The sequence below is a fragment of the Hymenobacter qilianensis genome (assembly GCF_014489555.1).
Taxonomy (GTDB): Bacteria; Bacteroidota; Bacteroidia; order Cytophagales; family Hymenobacteraceae; genus Hymenobacter; species Hymenobacter qilianensis.
Map to the genome: position 1 here is coordinate 38,220 of NZ_CP060786.1, position 17,143 is coordinate 55,362.

At 58.9% G+C, this 17,143-nt stretch carries 14 protein-coding genes and 2 pseudogenes; 10 read left to right on the forward strand and 6 right to left on the reverse strand.

The genetic code is table 11. The features are described 5' to 3' along the window. Positions 1 to 384 precede the first annotated feature (384 nt). The 8 genes and pseudogenes from H9L05_RS21940 to H9L05_RS21975 all read left to right on the forward strand — a co-directional run bounded on the left by H9L05_RS21940 (position 385) and on the right by H9L05_RS21975 (position 7,757). Complete coding sequence (locus H9L05_RS21940) at positions 385 to 705, forward strand: plasmid mobilization protein (RefSeq protein WP_187734596.1); 321 nt, start codon at positions 385 to 387, stop codon at positions 703 to 705. Next, positions 702 to 1,655, forward strand: coding sequence for a relaxase/mobilization nuclease domain-containing protein (locus tag H9L05_RS21945; RefSeq protein WP_187734597.1), 954 nt, complete (start codon positions 702 to 704; stop codon positions 1,653 to 1,655). Before H9L05_RS21940 ends, H9L05_RS21945 begins: the two co-directional genes overlap by 4 nt. A 95-nt stretch (positions 1,656 to 1,750) precedes the next feature. Beyond that, positions 1,751 to 3,768, forward strand: a pseudogene (gene mobC, locus H9L05_RS21950) (conjugal transfer protein MobC). Continuing rightward, positions 3,765 to 4,130 carry a hypothetical protein gene (locus tag H9L05_RS21955; RefSeq protein WP_187734598.1) on the forward strand — a complete coding sequence of 122 codons (366 nt, stop codon included), beginning with the start codon at positions 3,765 to 3,767 and terminating at the stop codon, positions 4,128 to 4,130. The pseudogene mobC and the gene H9L05_RS21955 overlap by 4 nt, the downstream one beginning before the upstream one ends. Before the next feature lie 146 nt (positions 4,131 to 4,276). Next, positions 4,277 to 5,479, forward strand: coding sequence for a DUF4099 domain-containing protein (locus H9L05_RS21960; RefSeq protein WP_187734599.1), 1,203 nt, complete (start codon positions 4,277 to 4,279; stop codon positions 5,477 to 5,479). A 5-nt stretch (positions 5,480 to 5,484) separates the two neighbouring features. Further along, entirely contained in the window at positions 5,485 to 5,637 is a 153-nt protein-coding gene (locus tag H9L05_RS21965; RefSeq protein ID WP_187734600.1) for a hypothetical protein, read from the forward strand. Positions 5,638 to 5,779: 142 nt separating this feature from the next. After that, a complete protein-coding gene (locus tag H9L05_RS21970; protein WP_187734601.1) occupies positions 5,780 to 7,174 on the forward strand; it encodes a toprim domain-containing protein in 1,395 nt (464 codons plus the stop codon). A gap of 280 nt (positions 7,175 to 7,454) precedes the next feature. Beyond that, entirely contained in the window at positions 7,455 to 7,757 is a 303-nt protein-coding gene (locus tag H9L05_RS21975) for a hypothetical protein (protein WP_187734602.1), read from the forward strand. Between the two features lie 276 nt (positions 7,758 to 8,033). On the opposite strand, the gene H9L05_RS27115 is transcribed toward H9L05_RS21975, so the two are convergent. Further along, the gene (locus tag H9L05_RS27115) at positions 8,034 to 8,387 is read right to left on the reverse strand and encodes a DUF389 domain-containing protein (RefSeq protein WP_373285393.1); all 354 of its coding nucleotides are present in this window, start codon (positions 8,385 to 8,387) and stop codon (positions 8,034 to 8,036) included. 861 nt (positions 8,388 to 9,248) lie between these two features. Between H9L05_RS27115 and H9L05_RS27120 the strand changes: the two are divergent. Then, positions 9,249 to 9,605, forward strand: a pseudogene (locus tag H9L05_RS27120) (hypothetical protein); the annotation flags it as partial. 215 nt (positions 9,606 to 9,820) lie between these two features. Further along, the gene (locus H9L05_RS21985; RefSeq protein WP_223285039.1) at positions 9,821 to 13,261 is read left to right on the forward strand and encodes a multicopper oxidase domain-containing protein; all 3,441 of its coding nucleotides are present in this window, start codon (positions 9,821 to 9,823) and stop codon (positions 13,259 to 13,261) included. A gap of 308 nt (positions 13,262 to 13,569) precedes the next feature. Here the strand turns inward: H9L05_RS21985 and H9L05_RS21990 are convergent, their stop codons facing one another. The 5 genes from H9L05_RS21990 to H9L05_RS22010 all read right to left on the reverse strand — a co-directional run bounded on the left by H9L05_RS21990 (position 13,570) and on the right by H9L05_RS22010 (position 17,114). Beyond that, positions 13,570 to 13,767 carry a hypothetical protein gene (locus H9L05_RS21990; RefSeq protein WP_187734605.1) on the reverse strand — a complete coding sequence of 66 codons (198 nt, stop codon included), beginning with the start codon at positions 13,765 to 13,767 and terminating at the stop codon, positions 13,570 to 13,572. A gap of 84 nt (positions 13,768 to 13,851) precedes the next feature. After that, positions 13,852 to 14,124, reverse strand: coding sequence for a glutaredoxin (locus H9L05_RS21995; RefSeq protein ID WP_187734606.1), 273 nt, complete (start codon positions 14,122 to 14,124; stop codon positions 13,852 to 13,854). Positions 14,125 to 14,178: 54 nt separating this feature from the next. Next, complete coding sequence (locus tag H9L05_RS22000) at positions 14,179 to 14,571, reverse strand: metal-sensing transcriptional repressor (RefSeq protein ID WP_187734607.1); 393 nt, start codon at positions 14,569 to 14,571, stop codon at positions 14,179 to 14,181. Positions 14,572 to 14,663: 92 nt separating this feature from the next. Beyond that, positions 14,664 to 15,017 (reverse strand): DUF3703 domain-containing protein, encoded by a 354-nt coding sequence (locus tag H9L05_RS22005; RefSeq protein ID WP_187734608.1) that lies wholly within the window; start codon positions 15,015 to 15,017, stop codon positions 14,664 to 14,666. Positions 15,018 to 15,020: 3 nt separating this feature from the next. Then, the gene (locus H9L05_RS22010; protein ID WP_223285040.1) at positions 15,021 to 17,114 is read right to left on the reverse strand and encodes a heavy metal translocating P-type ATPase; all 2,094 of its coding nucleotides are present in this window, start codon (positions 17,112 to 17,114) and stop codon (positions 15,021 to 15,023) included. Positions 17,115 to 17,143: the final 29 nt, after the last annotated feature.

Here is a 17,143-nt window from a genome sequence, read left to right on the forward strand (position 1 = left end):
GGATAGCTATCAAACTGAATGTTCAACTATCAGTGTAATTAGTTATCAGACTATTGACTTATCAGACTAGTTATTTTTCAAACTATCAAACCAAATATTTATCAGACTATCAAACTATCAATAGGGGTAACAGGCAATCAAAATCCGGTCTGGTAGTGCCTATGGACTGCTGATTCAGCTGGGTTCAGCTAGGTAGAAATTTGTTGTTTTTCCAAGAGGGACTTTTCTCATAAAATTAGCTTTCCTATATGTTCAATGTTGGTCAGCAAGCCATGACTTTGTAGCCACAAACCCTGCGGGTAAGTACCTCCAAAGTCAACCGGAGAATTTGACGCAAGCTATTTCTCCTTGTCGTGCCACCAGCGTCCACCATAGTCTGAAACCATGGAAGAGTTAGAGCAGAATCCGCTGGAAACACGGGCCAATAAGGAGAAGGTGAAACGCTTCCGGGTCACGACGGCCGAAGTGAAAGCGATTGAAAAGAAGGCGGCGAAGGCTGGCTTGTCCTTCTCCGAATACTGCCGCCGGGCTGCATTGGATAAGCCCATAGTAGAATTGATTCCACCCGATTTGCGCCGCCAAATCAGCACAGCCGGCAACAATTTGAATCAGCTTACCCGCCTAGCCAACGCGGGCAAGCTCGGTGGTGCCAGCGTCGAAACACTGAATGAGCTCCTCACCCGGTTACTGGAAACGCTCAAATGATCGCCAAGACAGTTACCGGAAATGACTTTAGCGGCGCGCTGGAGTATGGCGCAGGCCTGCGCTCGGACCGGACCAATAAGCAAGCGGAACTGATCAGCGTGGCTAATATTGGTAGCCATGACGCGGCCGGTATCGCCGCCGAAATGCAGAAGGTGGCCGCCTTGAGCGCTCGCACGCAGAAGCCAGTCTGGCATACGGTCTTATCATGGGCGCCCGGGGAGAAGGTAAACCAGGAGCAAAAGTTGCAGGCTGCCGCGCTCTACTGTGAGTTGATGGGGGCCAGCCTGGAACGGCACCAGGTCGCGGTCTACGAGCACAAGGATAAGGACCACCCACACGTTCATATTTATATCAACCGAGTGCCCACCGATGGTGGGGCCGCCCTTGACACAGCCCAGAACTATGCCCGCAATGTGAAGGCCACGCGCCAGATCCGGGAGCAGCTGGGCATGAAGCCCTTACCCGAGCGCCGGGTCACGACCAAAGACGTGGATCCACGGAAGGAAGAAGCCCGCGGCTACGTGCGCGAGCAGCTGATGGCCGCTCTGCTGTACGCCAGCATCCGCACGATTGACCAGTTAGTAGCCCGACTGCAAGCGCAGCAGATAGCGGTGGTGCTCAAGCGCGACGCCAAGGGCGTCTTGGTAGGCACCAGCTTCCACTATCAGGAAAGCAGCGTGAAGGGTACAGAAGTGGGCATCAAAGCCAAACAGCTGCGCGACCACTTTCGCCCCTTCGGGTCCGAGGCTTTGCGCACTCGTAACCAGGCGGTGGACTTCACTAGTGGCCAGAGAGTGGGCCTAGCCCTGACCACGTCAAAAGATGAGATAGCAGGTAACCTCATCCGGGTAAGTGACGAGTCCGGCCCCGCCATCGGTGGCCCCACCATCGATGATGCCGAGCGCAACGAGAACGAAACACGCCGCCGCCGTCGGCGACCCAAGCTGTAGGGTTTTCGTCCAAGTGGATGAAAAACTAACAGTCAAGTTATTAAGCCTTATCGCTACCTGCTTTTCTCCCTATTACCTACTAATCTTAACCCATCATGGAAGACGAAAGAGGCCTTCGGAAGATCATGGACTTCATGCGCCTGCTCAGCGTGCTGCTCGTGCTGATGCACGTCTACTACTACTGCTACGGCTTCTTTGCCGAGCAGCACCTGACGGCCGCCTGGTCGGGTCAGCTACTGACCCGGTTCAGCACGAAAACGGCCCTGTTTCACGCCCCCTACGTGACGAAGCTGGCGGCCGCAGTATTCTTGGCCCTTTCGTGCCTGGGTACGCGTGGTCGGCCCAAAGAGGGCCACACCTGGACGCCCATTGTGGGTAGCTTAGTGGTGGGGGCGGCGCTATTCTTTGGGAGTGGGCTGCTCTTGGAGCTGGCCTACTCACCGGCGGTGCTCACGGCCCTGTATAGTAGCACCACGGCCGTCGGCTTTCTGCTCCTACTCCGGGCCGGCAACTTGATTAGTCGCCTCCTGAAGATGAACCTGATGCGGGATATTTTCAACTCGGAAAACGAGACGTTCCCCCAGGAAGAAAGAAAGCTGGAGAACGAGTTTTCCGTGAACCTGCCCACGTCGTACCAACTGAAGGGCAAGCAGCACCAGGGCTGGGTCAATATCGTGAATCCGTTTCGCGGGACGGTGGTGTATGGCACACCCGGCTCGGGGAAGTCCTTCGCCATTATCAACCAGTTCATCAAGCAGCACCTATCGAAGGGCTTTGCGATGTACGTGTATGATTTCAAGTTCGATGATCTGAGCCGCATCGTGTATAATGAGCTGCTCAAGCACCAGGACAAGTACAAGCAACCGGTGCGCTTCTACGTGATCAACTTCGATGACCCGCGCAAAAGCCACCGCTGCAATCCCCTCTTACCCGCGATGATGACCGACATCGTGGATGCCTACGAGAGTGCCGCTACCATCATGCTTAACCTAAACAAAAAGTGGATTGAGAAGCAGGGCGAGTTCTTCGTCGAGTCACCCATCAACTTTGTGGCGGCCATCATCTGGTTTCTCAAGCTCTATGAAAATGGCAAGTACTGCACGTTCCCCCACGTGATCGAGTTTCTGGGCCGCGAGTACCAGGAAATGTTCCCGATTCTGGCCTCGTATCCCGAGATCGAAAACTACGTGCGACCTTTTATCAGTGCCTACCAGGGCGACGCGATGGAGCAGTTGGAGGGCCAAATTGCCTCAGCGCGCATCCCGCTTTCGCGGCTGGCCTCGCCCCAGCTCTACTGGGTGATGAGTGGCAACGATTTCACCCTGGATATCAACAACCCCGCCGAGCCCAAGGTCTTGTGCGTGGGCAACAACCCGAACCGGGAAGTCATTTACGGCGCTGCCCTGGGGCTGTATAATGCGCGCCTCGTCAAGCTGGTTAACCAGAAGGGCAAGCTTAAAGCCTCCCTAATCATTGACGAGCTGCCTACCATCTACTTCAAAGGATTGGATAAGCTGATCGCCACGGCCCGTAGTAACAAGGTTTCTACTTGCCTGGGCATTCAGGATAAGAGCCAGCTGGACCGCGATTACGGCAAGGCCGAATCTTCCGTGATTCAAAATACCATCGGCAACGTGCTCTCGGGCCAGGTTACGGGGGAGAGTGCCGAGGCCCTGAGCAAGCGTTTCGGCCGTATCGTGCAGCAGCGGCAGTCGCTGACCAGCAACAGCCGCGACACGAGTTACACCCTGGCCACCCAGCTCGATAGCATGATTCCCGCCAGCACGATTGCCGGCCTGAGCCAAGGCACCTTCGTGGGCGCCGTGGCCGACAATTTCGGCGAAGAGATAAACCAGAAGGTGTTTCACGCCAAAATTCTGGTCGATGTAGCGAAAACAAAGCAACAGGAAGCGGCCTATGCCGACATTCCCGACATCACCAGCTTCGTCGACCCGACGACGGGGAGGATACCACGGAGCAGGTTATCCGGGCGAATTATAAGGCCATCAAGGACGACATTGCGGCCATTGTGAAGACGGAATTGGAAAGGATTGCCAGTGATCCCAACTTGCAGCACTTACTCCACACCAAAAAGGCGAAGGCAAAAGCATGAATAAAAAATTAATTGGTAGAAGGCTGGCTGCCCTGCGGGACGAGATCGCGGGTCCAGGGGAGAAGAAGTGGACGATCGCGATGGTGGCCGAGGAAACCGGTTTGACCCAGAATATGGTCGGCCAGATGGAGCGTAGCGGGGCCGGAGGCATTGAAATCTTCATTTCGTATCTACTTTTCTTCTACCGCCGGGGCTATAACCTCAACTGGATCATTCTGCCCGATAATGCGAGTGTCTCCAAAAAGCGTCTGGAAGAGGATGTCAAAACCGTTGATATGCGAAGTGTGGCAAATCAATTCCAGTATTTACGTCAATCGATTGAGAGAGAGATAGATACGGCGTTTAAGGCGCTGGAAGCGTAGCGACTTGTAACTTTGCTTTAGTAAGATAATCAGTTATTTTAGAAAGCAATATCTAAAATACCAATATCGCAGGCGTGAATTGTTATATTTGCTAAGGCTGGCCCCAGGGTGGCGTCAGGTGGTGTAACTCATTAACAAACAGCGATATGTCTGAGCAAGCCGAACCAAAGTCCGGTGCTGGAGAGCAGCCCGTTCCCCAAGCCGTAGGGCCAGCAGCGGTCCCGAAAAAACCCGCCGTTCTCAACGTCGAGGAAACGCGGGATGAATTCATCAAAAACGCCCAGCCCGTGGCCGCTGCCCTCCGGCAGCGGGGCAAAGAAGCCGAGGCCACCCAGCTCGAGCAGGCCGCCCACGTGATTGCCCTAGCCGTCGGGGCCCCGCGGCAGGCCACCCCGGGCGATGCCCTGAAGGGCGAATCAGTAAGCCAGGTACTCCAGAACATCTGGGACGTTATGGACAAAGACCCTACATTGCAGAAGCTGCCCCAGGCCCAGAACCTGCGGAAGGCGGGCCTGGCGCTGGCCGGGGCGGGGCTGCTCAGCATCACCCTTCGCGATGGCGTAATCGTGAGCTTCGTCAGCAACTTTGCCGACAACTTCAGCCAGGCCCAGAAGGCCGTAGGGAAGCCCGGCGAGAGGCCCCCTGTAAACCTAGTACGGCCGTCTCTCACTGCCGCTGCTGGAGCGCAGCAGCCGGCCCCAGCTCAGATACCGGTACCCACGGCTAAGCCCGCGGCCGGAGAGCAGTCGCCAGCGGCAAAGCCTACCTCGCTACTCGCGCCGGAAGTCCTGCAAAAAGCTAAGGCCCTCTACCAGGAAAACCAGCTAGGAATGGCTCCTGTCCGGGCAGGTTTCACGAGGGAGGATTTACCGCTGCCGCTGCTGGAGAAAATGGGGGTGAAGGTAGAGGAGTTGGAGCAGTCAGGGCAGTTGCAGAAGCTGCTGAGTGGGCAGAAAACCGACCTACTCTCGTCCTTCTCCCTGCACGATGCGCACGGGGAACCCGTACCCTTTGCCGCCAAGCTGATCATGCGGCGCGACGCGGCGGGCGCGCCTAGCCTGCAATTTGATTTGCCCAAACAGCAACTAGTCATTCCCGAGCAGATTCTAGGCAAGGAGATCACGCCGGCCATGAAAGAGCAGCTGACCACGCACGGCGTGGTACCGCTGAGCGAGGGCTTCCGCGATGGCAAAGGGCAGACCTTTGCCGCCTACGTGGCCATTGACCAGGAAATGAACCGAGTGGTCGCCGTGCGCCGGGAGGGTATCGCGGTGCCTAAAGAGCTGCTGGGCGTTGTGCTGAGCCCGCAGCAGAACCAGCAGCTCCTGGGGGCTACCCGACGAAAGTAACGGGGATGACCAACCAAAAAAGCCAGTTGTTCGACGCGACGGTCGTGCTCGACCCCGTCAAGCGGACGCTTAGCTTCCGCGACGTCCAGCCGCACGTAGCGCAACAGCCAGCCGAAAAGGTGGAACCAGTGGCCCCCCACCCCAAAATGAGAATGTAAATCTGCTAGTTTTGCGAAAATCAGTTTCCAGGCCTTCCGGGAGCTGATTTTCTTCTTACAGTAAGGAGTACCCCGCCCCAGTCCACTACCCACGCACATACACACACCGCAATAATGCAGCAGTCCCGTTTTCTCGTTGTCCATGCAGACGCCCCGTGAACCTGAACTCACGTTCGACCAGGTCAAGCAGGCGATTAACTTGGTCGATTTAGTCCTGACGCTCGGCTACGAGCACCACCGCCAGCTAAGCGGCCCCGCCCTCGACCAGGGCAAGTTCCACACCTTTGATTATCGCGGCAAGGCGAAGCTGGACCAGGTGATTGTGTACAAAGCCCCTTCCGGCGACTACCTGTATTTCAACCGCGCCGACGACCGCGACAAGGGCAGTGTCATTGACTTCCTGAAAAACCGGCTGGAAAACCCCCGCATTGCGGGCATTCAAGCCAGCAGTGGCAAGAGTATCTGGGGCAGCGTCATGGATAATGCCCGGCGCTTCCTCAGCCTACCAGCCTCCCAGCGCAAGACGAGTCCGCAGTTGCAGCAGGCAATTGCCCCGGTGCAGCGCGGGGATCAGTACGTGCCCGACTTCCTGCTGAAGACGGCTCCGCTCACGGATACGAGCTACCTGAATGCCCGAGGGCTGACCAATGAGACGCTCAGCAACGGCTGTTTTGAGGGGCGCATCCTGAACCACGTGCACGAGGGCGTCAGTAAGACCGGCCAGCCCTACAAGTTTATCAATACGGCCTTTCCGCAGGTGTACAATGACAAGATTGTCGGGCTGGAAATCAAGGCCCATGGCCCCATGGCCCAGGCCGCTGATTCGCTAAATTCATCGGCTTTGTGGCTCTCGAACAGTGGCCCGAAGACCAACACTCTCTTGGTGACGGAGAGCGCCTTTGACGCCCTCTCGCACTATCAGCTCAAGCAACCCACCAACACGATGTACGCCTCCACGTCGGGCCAGCTGACCGATAACCAGGTGGTCGAAATCCGGCGGCTCATTACCAACCAGAACCTAAAGACGGTGAAGCCCGCCTTCGACAATAATGTGGCGGGTCATGTGTTCGATACCCAGCTGATTACGGGCCTGGCGCACGTGTCCACGCCGATGCATATCGAGCGCAGCTTGCCTGGCCAACTAACGGTAACCATCCACTCGGATCAGGAGCCCTACTTCCGCAAGCTACACGAGCAGACGAAAAACTATAATCAGCAGATAACGGAAGGGTATTTCCAGTTGGCCGGCCGCCATGCGCCCCCGACCCACACGTTGCACAGCGAGTTGATCCTGGCCGGGAAAGAAGCCGACAACCGCTATCAGTTTCACATCCCGAAACGAGTAGAGGCCCTCGAGTTTTTCAACCGGGCCCTGATGCAAAGCTACCCGATGAGCGTGAAGATGGATTTGGAAAAGTCGCGGGCTTCTGACTGGAACGACCAGTTGAAAGAAAGCCTTAAGGGAAAAACAACTGCGCTGACGCCGGAACAGCCCGCTGTGGAGGAAGCGAGTCGGCGACGAGGGATCCGCCGATAACTTTCGCCCGGCGTGTCGCCGGCTCCTTCCGTCCCACCACAGGGCGGTGGAATTCGACTACCCCACCGTTAGGTCAACCGTCACCGAGGACGAGGCGAAGGCCACCGACGGGGCGACGTGCGCCGAGATGATTAAACCCTGCAAAGCATGGCATTTAAGTCCTATGCCAAACAGTACCTAGCTAGCGCTGGCTACCTTAAGTATACGATTAGGATCCTCTTAGCTATCAGGGCAAGGTAGATACGGACCTTGCTAGCGCTGCCCCTGTTTAACGCCACCCATGATGCCTACCGCCCATACTACCTTCTTAGGCCTTCCCTTCTCCGAGCAAGCCCAGGTGGTCTGGCAGGAAGGCACCTACCTGGCCACCCGCTATGAGGAGGAAGATACCGTGGGCTTATACCACCTGCCAGCCGGCTTTTTCGTGGAACTGTCCTACGATCACGTCGCCAACGAGTTGATCAAGCGGGTGCGCACCTTTACCAGCAAGGCCGATCTAGAAGATTACGCCTGCTACGTGGACCTCACTGACTTATCTCTTGGGGATGAAAAGCTCGCTAGTACAGTTCTTCTTCCATCCTAGGCAAATGAAGCGCGTAAAACGCGGCTCCTGCGCTTTTATCAGGGAGATAGGTTGGGTGCGATAAGGCCCCGTTATCGTCCCTATGTTTCGCCCCAAACACCAGCCAGGGAGTGGGATCCTAAGGAAGACATAGGATCATCGTGGACAATACGGGCACGCCCCGCCGTGGTCAAGCTATCGAGTGGGGTGTCCCCGTTCTGGTCGAGGGTGGAGAAGCGGGCGTAGCAGAGGGGGTAACGTATGGGTTCAGCAAGTCGGGTTCGGAAAGGTACCCACCTAATTCTTTCTGAAATGACTAGTTGGCCTCTCTTTTGGCTCTGCTTCTCTCCTCCGGGGAATACGCGGACAGCCGGCACGCAACGGGTAACGGGACCACTCGGGGAACCGTCGCTGAGGACGTAGCCGCGACTGGAATGCGGGAACTCCAGTATCGCGAAATAAATACCACTCCAGCCCTTCGAGCGCCATATCTAGGCGTCCCACGGCCAGCCCGGCCCCGATCAAGGCGGCGGCGGGAATAAAGGCCATCGCAATCAAAGGGCCTGCCCACGCTCGGCCCGTTGGCGGTTGGTGGGAGAAGGCTGAACTTCCATGTGGTAGATTGGCAGGGAGGGATAAGAAAGGCGGAATAGCTGGCGAAAGTTTTCAAGACTTCATGCGCACTGCGTTTAAAATAGCTAGCAGAAAGGCAAGTTCACAGATAAGGTCCGAGGTGGGCGGCGTTATGGATCCTATTGATGACAAAGGGACCTTATGCACTGCAATTGCATAAATTCAAGTTTTCTTTGCATGTATACAATTAGCTCTGTATATTGATGTACGCTTAAACGCTGACTCGCTCCGTTCTCTACCCCGTCACCACACCTCTAGTGCAAATTACCCCAACGGCGCGGCAGGTTGCTTCCGCTTCTACGCTGCTATGGGGAGTATGAGGTATTTACGCGGTAGTTGTGAGCCCTGCAAGCCCTTCCGGCTTGCCCCAGCTACGAGGTAAAGGACAACAGCAGGACTTTACCGGTGGTGGCTCGCTCTGCGTCCGCGCTTCTAAAGCCTGACGGCAGCAAATAGCACTACTAGGCACAACTCCTTATTCCCTCCGCTAAGCAACCCCCAGGTAGCTCTCGATTGATAGCCGGTCGCTCCTATGACGTGGGCGGACTATGACGGAGGAGCTTGAATTTATCCCATCATACGCTTTGGGGAGAAGCACTATCCGGTGGGGCTGGATAGCCACGGGATTCTCTAGAAAGCGCCGAATTCATATCGCTATCCCTTCATTATTCACTTGTCTATACCAGCTAGTATGAAATCTATTCTACCCGGGGCAATCCAAAAGCAGGCTCACCTTCAGTCGCCACGCTCACCTACGACATCACGGCCCTGCAGATGACCATTTATTTCAATCGCGAAGGCGATCACGATCATAATGGCCTGCTCTTCGCCCTGACCGCTAATGTTCCTGTCCTGCGCTACCTCGAGGCCCGGTCCCGTATGGTTCCGCCGGCGAACCTAGCGGCTTTGCACGCCGCGGCGTTGCCCCGGGCACATCAGCTAGGCATAATTCCCCTTCCTACTAGATATCAAGATGCGCGGGTGCATCCCCTGGTGCGCCCCCTCGTGATACGCGCCACGGCCGGAGCCGAAGTTCAGGTCGTGCTGCGCAATAAGATCTCCGAACGCTGGATCGGCCTGCACTTAGTCGCCGACGGGTATGCGGTGAAAACCCAGGACGGTTCGGACGTGGGGAAGAATCCGCACAGCCTGACCCCGCCACATGGCACCCGCATTTACACCTGGCAATGCCGCCACGAAGGTGTTTTTCCCTTCCACGATGGGGGCAACTACTCGGGGGGCGAGGACGGCACGAACGCGCACGGCCTGTTTGGGGCCTTGGTTATCGAGCCGGCAGGATCTATCTGGCGTGACCCAGTGAGTGGGCGGCGATCGCGGCGACTCGATGGGAGCTTTCGGCAGTTAGATGGGCTGTACCTGGACGTGTTGCCGGAGGGAGACGCGCAGAACCCCGACGTGACTATCTCCCCGACCCAGCTGCCTACCCATCATTGGCCGCCCCCATCGCCTATCCCGATTTTCACGCCGTCGGCCACCGCGAGTTTGTCATCTTTTTTCACGACGAGCCCGAGTTTTGCCCCTCCCATGATGAGGAACCGGAAGAAGACCCGTGTCCCCACCCAGGTTCGGGCGGCGGGCACGGCGATCACGGGTGCCGCGACGGCCTGCCGCCGATCATGCCGGTTTCCTACCGCGCTGAGCCTATGATAAACCGAGAGCACAAGTTGTGGCGGCTGGAGCGCACCGGCCACAACTTTCAGGGTCGGCCCGTCCTCAACGAGGAGCAGCATCACAGCTCCTGGATGTTTGGGGACCCGGCCACGCCGATTCTGAAAGCCTACATCGGCGACCCCGTGCGCATTCGCTTTGTGCACGCGGGGGTCAAGGAAACCCACGTCTTTCACCTGCACCTCTACGAGTGGCATGCCGTGCCGGAGGCTACAGATTATACCGGGCAGTTCAACGGATCCCCGCGCATCGATGCCATTTCCGTCAGCCCCCAGACGGCCCACACGATTGAACCCGTGTGGGGGGCCGGCAATCGCCACCAAGTAGCGGGTGACATCATTTGGCACTGCCACCTGTATCCGCATTTTCACGAAGGCATGTGGGGCTTGTTTCGCACCTTTGAAACCCTGCAGACCGGCGCCCTCGGCCCTTGGCTCGCGGGCAGTGAACTGCCCGGGAGTGTATATGCCGGCCGGCAGATCGGAAGGTACCCAGACAGGACGCGCATTGAGCGCCTGTTGCCCTTGCCCGATCGGGTTCCTCCGCCCGCCCCGACGAGCACGCACCCGGGCTATCCCCTCTACATCCCCGGTCAACTACGGCAGAAATCGCCCATCCCGCCCTGGCCTGACCGGCCCTGGCAGGCTAGGGAGCAACGGTGCCACCCATTTGACTCGCTGCTGGCGGCGGACATGCCGGCCGATTTTAATTACCGCCCGGTGCCGACGCGGTTGGAGCGCAATGCCTTCAATGCCTGTCCCGTCCCGGGGGAGATGTTTACCCGCAATCCGTTTGCCCAGCAGCAAGCAGCCCAGTGGCGGTCCACGTTTGACACCTGGAACGTGGAGCGCGAGGTGTGCCACGATGTAGTCGTTGCTAAGCAGCGCATTGACTATAATGGTTACGGCTGGCATGATAAACATGGGCACTTGTATTATCTGGATGCGGAGGAGGATCCTGATACCCGACGTGATTCGGAGGACAACCCGATACCCAAGGAGCCTCTGTTTTTTCGCGCCCTGCACCAGCAGATCCTAAACTTGACCCTGGACAATCAGACGCGGCTGGATATTGAGGAGACGGCGTTTGATCGGGCCTTCCCTCCCTGTTCAAAGCGGGCCTGGGAAGGGGAGTGCGCCCTGCACGTGCATATGGTCAAGTTTGATCCCATTTGCGCGGACGGAGCCAGTACCGGCTGGAACTACATGAGTGGCCCCGTAGTGGGCATGAAAATGGTCTACCGCTGGTGGCTCGATCAGGAGTTTGGGACCATCTTTTTCCACGATCACCTCTTCGCCAACTACCGCCAGAAACACGGCCTCTTCGGCGCCCTGCTCGTGGAACCCACCGACGCCCGGTTCTTTCATCACGTCCAGGGTTACGAGATTGTCAGCGGGCTCCAAGCAATAGTCACGCTACGCGAGGAGTTTGAAGGCCGGCGGGCGTTCCGGGAATTCTGCCTCGGCATCGCCGACTTTATCCCGATGTGGGACCGGAACGACAGGCCCCTAAACCCACCCGATCATCCGGGCGGGCACGGCGACCAGGGCGTGATGGCCTTGAATTACCGTAGCGACCCGATTCACGAACGGCTCCGGGAAGGGGGACTGACGGTGGATCCAGCTTATTGGTTTACGTCGCTAGGGCCCTATAACCGGGATCCCTATACGACCCGGTTTCTAGCCTATGAAAGCGACCCTATTTGGTTTCGCATGATTCAGGGTTCCCACGAGGAACAGCACAGCTTCCAAACCCACGGCATGCGCTGGCAGCGCTTTCGGGGCAGCACCGATTCGGCCCTGCGCAACCAGCAGACGTTTGGCCTGTCTGAAGCCTTTACCTTCATCAATCGCGAACCTTACGGGGCGGGCGATTACCTCTACAAGCTCTCGGCGGCCGACGATCTGTGGCTGGGCTGCTGGGGGCTGATCCGGGTTTTTCCGCAGGACGTAACCGTTGATGAGGCGAGGGAACCCCTGCCCTTGGTCCTCCTTGATGCTTTGCCCACGGCCGTGCCGCTGCCGCCCCCGGTGTTCCAGATGCGACGCTTCCGCGTCGCCGTCAAAGCCAAGCGGCTGGTGTACCGGGAGCCCGATCTGGTCGACCCGTTCGGTCTCATCTACGAGCTAATCGCTTACACCCCGCCCTACGGCCACGAGCACCTTGTGCCGGCCCCGACTAAACCAGAACCGTTGGTGCTACGGTGTCGGGAGGGTGAGTGGGTGCAGGTGACAGTGGAGAATCAGCTGCCGGAGGGATTCATGCCCCGACCGGAACCGTTTGCTCCGCAAGTGCCGGTGGAAGAGCAAGGACCCGGACCGCTCCCTCGACCCCAGCGCCCGGTGTCGGCCCAGGTATCCATGCACGCCGATCTGCTGCGCTACGATGTTCGCTTCAGCGACGGCGCCAACGTGGGACGCAACATGCTGTTTGGTGAGCAAACGGCCGCGCCCGGCGACAGTGTGACCTATACCTGGAATACGTACCGGCCGCCCCACACTAACGCCAATCAACCCTTGGGGCCCATACTGCTCCAGGATATGGCTGACGTGCGCAACCACCGCCATCACGGGCTCATCGGGGCCCTCATTGTCGAGGACCGCTTTGCCACGCCTTACCGCGTGCGAAAGGGTCGCTCCACCGCCACAGGTACCGAGTCAGCGTGGTACGGCGTGCGCGCAACCGTAGTGGTGCGGCGGCCCTGGATGCCACCCCAACGGGTGGAGGAAGCAGTGCTGTTGCTGCAGAATGGCCTGCGGCTGTATTGGCGAGGTAAATTACGCTGGCCCATCCCGGATGAACCACCCGGGCACGGGGAAGACGAAACGGACCACGAAGACCAGGGCCAGAAGGGGTATAATTACCGCTCCGAGCCCGCAGATCCGGAGTGGCGCGACGGCAAGTTGCTCTCCAAACACTCCCCGGCTACCCCGATCTTCCGGGTGCCGGTTAGAAGCACCGTGCACCTGCACCTGCTCGGCGCCTGTGACAAGCCCCGCAACCATAGCTTCACGGTGCACGGCGTGGCGTGGCCAGAATGGCGGTTCCTTTCCCCGACGCATCGGCGCTGGGTGTCGTCCGAAGGCGCCATTTCGGCGGGGACGGTCCGCACCTTTGCCTTCAGCCCCAGCACCGGGGCGATCATGCCTACCGCGATGGGATTCTCAAGTGGATGGTGCCCCAAGGGCTGTGGGGCATTCTAAGGGTCACCAAGCCGAAAACAAGCCCCTGGTTAACGGTGCCCCTGGTGATGGCTGGTTTGGCTGGGCTAGGCTGGGGAATCCTGGCGGGGTATCGGTGGGCTAAAAAGCAGACATAGTGGACTGCTTGCCAGTCTCCTATGTCTGAAACTAGAATTGCCACACTTTTACCCTAAAAATTCTGTTTTAGGGTAAAAGTGTGGCAACCTATGGTAGCACCTGTATGAGCATTGCTGCCCAGCCTATTCAAGCGGATAAGCGTTGCCTTTCCTGAGTACGCTACCTAAGGCTTGGATTGGTAAACAGCGCGCCTACTTCTGCGCGCAGCAAGCGGGTACGCCGGCCAGCGTACAGGCTGCCGTACCCTTATCCGGGCAATCCTTTAGGAGGGGACACTCCGGGGTACCCTTCATAGGGCAGTCCGCCGTTGGGGCGGGGCTGGTGAAGCCAAACACGGCCCCTCCGGCCAACAGGACGGCAGAGGCTACGACTAAAACTTTCTGTTTCATCGAACAAACGAGTAAGGTGAACCGGCTGGGGACGGCAGCCAGGCGAAGAACAAACGGGCCGCGCCCCGTCGCAAACGGCCAGCGTTAGGCGGCTTGCCCAATACCAGCCCGTTCTAGGGTTTCCCGGGTGATGCCCTCCGTGCGGCAACAATCCAACAAGGCGCCATTGACGGCCACGGCGGGCAGCGTTTGCACGCCCAGCAAGCGGGCCCGGCGCAGGGCCGGATTACCCGCTTCGGTCTCGGTCAGGTTATGGGTGATGATGTCGCAGCTGCTGCAGGCGGTGCTTTTGACCAACTCAACCACGGGGCTGCACAAGGGGCACCCGGCGGTGAAAACTTCTATAATGCGTTTCATGGAAGGGCGTTGATAAGTAATAGCACAAAGCTCGGCCCGCTCCCCGGGTGTCGGTCAAGCGTTATTTCCAGTTTTTTTCTCCCGCTCGGCATTGTGCTGCTCCAGCCGCCCGCCAATCTCGCGCAGCTCCTGCATCTTCTGCGTCAACTCGGCTTCCGTCAGGTTCGGGAATTCGTGCCGCAGCTCCTCAATGCGCCCGGCATCCTGACAGTCGCCGGGGCAAGCTCCCACTACGTCGACGAGTTGCAGGGCCAAGCCCTTGCGAAACACCTCGTCCAGCAGCAGGTGCTCGGCGGTGCTCAGCCCGTTGGTGACGGCCTTGAACTGCACCAGAATCTGCTCGGGCTCGGTGGTTTCCGCGTCCAGCATTTTCACAATGCCGTGGAGCTGGCCGGCCAGCATGTTCAGGCGGCTCTTCAGGTCGCGGGTAAGGTCTTTGGGGAGCATAAACCAGAATTTCGAGCAATATCAACGCCTTGGGGGGGTATCCGTCAAGCAAACAGTCAAACAAATCCGGAGGGCCTTCCGCGCCACCCGCCTTACCGCAGCAGTTGCTGCAAGTCCTCGGGAATGGGCATGGGCTGCTCGGCTTTTACGTTGGCGCCCCCGGTATTGCCCGTGGGCACCTGGCCAACCATGGAGCCCAGGAAACCAAACACGATACGGGGCAACTGCCCCAGGATTTCGCGCGGGTTAAGCGTCCGTAGCCCGTGCGCCAGCATGAGCAGGTGCACGTGGGTGTGGGACACGGCCCAGCGCTGCCCCAGCACGTGCGCCCGCTCCAGATGATGAAACGCGTCGGCGGCATCCCGCCGGGCATAGGCCGCCCGGGCGGCGAGTAGCTCCTGGTGAAAGTAGGGGTGCAGGCGGGAAGGAAGAAACAGGGTTTGCATCGGTTAAAACTTCATGCGCTGAATGCGTACCGCGTTCAAAATAGCTAGCAAAGCCACCCCCACGTCGGCAAACACCGCTTCCCACATGGTGGCCAGGCCGCCGGCTCCCAGGGCTAGCACTACGGCTTTCACGCCAAACGCCAGCCAGATGTTCTGCCACACGACCGTATGCGTCGCCCGGGCGATGCGGCGGGCCGTAGCAATCTTGCTGGGGTGGTCGGTTTGAATCACGACGTCCGCCGTTTCGATAGTCGCGTCCGAGCCCAAGCCGCCCATGGCAATGCCGACGTCGGCTAAGGCGACAACGGGCGCGTCGTTGACGCCATCGCCCACGAAGGCCAGCTTGCGGCCCTCATTAAGGTACTGCTGCACGTAGCGCGCTTTGTCTTCCGGTAGCAGCCCCCCATGAGCCTCGTCAATGCCCAACTCCTTCGCTACCCGCTGGGTGATGCTGTCCTTGTCGCCGGAGAGCATCACGAGTTTGGTGATGCCGTCGGCCCGCAGTTCGCGCACGGTCTGCTGAGCATCGGCCTTGGGGGCGTCGGCCACGGTCAGGTAGCCGGCGTACTGGCCATCCAGGGCCGCCACCACGATGCTGTCTACTACCTGGTCGACGTCGGCTGGGTAGGCCACCCCGTATTTGGTAAGCAGCTTGGCGTTGCCCGCCAGCACATCGCGGCCCTCTACGCGGCCCCGCAGGCCGTGGCCGGCAATTTCTTCCACGTTTTCCACCGACACGTTCGCAGCGGCGGAGCCCACGTGCTGGACCACAGCCTTGGCAATGGGATGGGTAGATTTAGCTTCCAGAGCACCCAACAGCCTCAGCAGCTGGGCGGGCTCGATACCTGGTGCTGGCTGCACGTGCTGCACGGCAAATACGCCCTGGGTGAGCGTGCCGGTTTTGTCCATTACCACGGTGTCGATTTCGCGCAGCACGTCCAGGAAGTTGGAGCCCTTGAGCAGGATGCCCGCGCGGGAGGCGGCCCCGATGCCCCCGAAGTAGCCCAGCGGAATGCTCACCACTAGGGCGCAGGGGCAGGAAATCACCAGAAACACCAGCGCCCGATACAGCCAGGTGCGGAATACGTAATCGTCGACGACGAAGTAGGGCACCACGAGGAGCAAGGTGGCCAGCACCACCACGATGGGCGTGTAGGTTTTGGCAAACTTGGTGATGAAGAGCTGCGTTTTGGCCTTGCGCCCCACCGCGTCCTGTACCATTGCCAGAATCTTAGCCAGCTTAGTGTCCTGATAGGTGGCCGTGACCAGCACCTGCACCAGCGATTCCTGATTGATCATGCCGGCCAGCACCACGTCCCCGGTTTGCTTGCTTTGGGGAGCCGACTCCCCCGTGAGCGCCGCCGTGTTAAAGCTGGCCGGCCCCTGGGTCAAGGTCCCGTCGAGGGCCACTTTCTCGCCCGGCTTCACCTCAATGGTGTCACCTAACTGGACCTGCTTGGGGTCCAGCACCAAGGATTGGCCCCCGCGCACCACCGTGACTTCCGTGGCCTGGATTTCGAGCAGGGCTCGGATGCTGCGCTTAGCCCGGTTCACGGCCGCGTCCTGGAACAATTCGCCCACAGTATAGAACAGCATCACGGCCACGCCCTCGGGGTACTCGCCGATGGCGAAGGCACCGAGCGTGGCCAGGCTCATGAGCAGGAACTCGTTGAACACGTTGCCGGAGGGGATACTCTGAATGGCCGAGCGGATAACTTTCCAGCCCACCAGCAGAAAGGCTATCCCATACCAGGCCAGGCGCATGGCGCCGGTGAAAAAGGGCACCTCCTCGCTGAAATAATCCAGCGCCAGGCCACTGAGCAACAGCACGAGGCTGACGCCCGGCCACAAGTAGGGGCTAGCTTCAGCAGGGCCGTGGTCGTGGTCATCGCCGCTGGCATGGCTATGGCCGGCGTGCGCGTCGGGCTTGGTGTCGGCGGTCGGGGCGTGGTCGTGGCCGGGCACGTCGTGGCCCTGTGGGTTGGCCGAGGCCTCTGGAGTGAGCTGGTCCCGGGTCAGGGCACCCACGTTCTCCAGCTGCACCTGCTTGGCAGTGTTCAGTTCCTCGTTAATTTTATCTATCGATGGGTCAGGCATGAGTCAGAAAGTTAATTCCAAGTAAAACA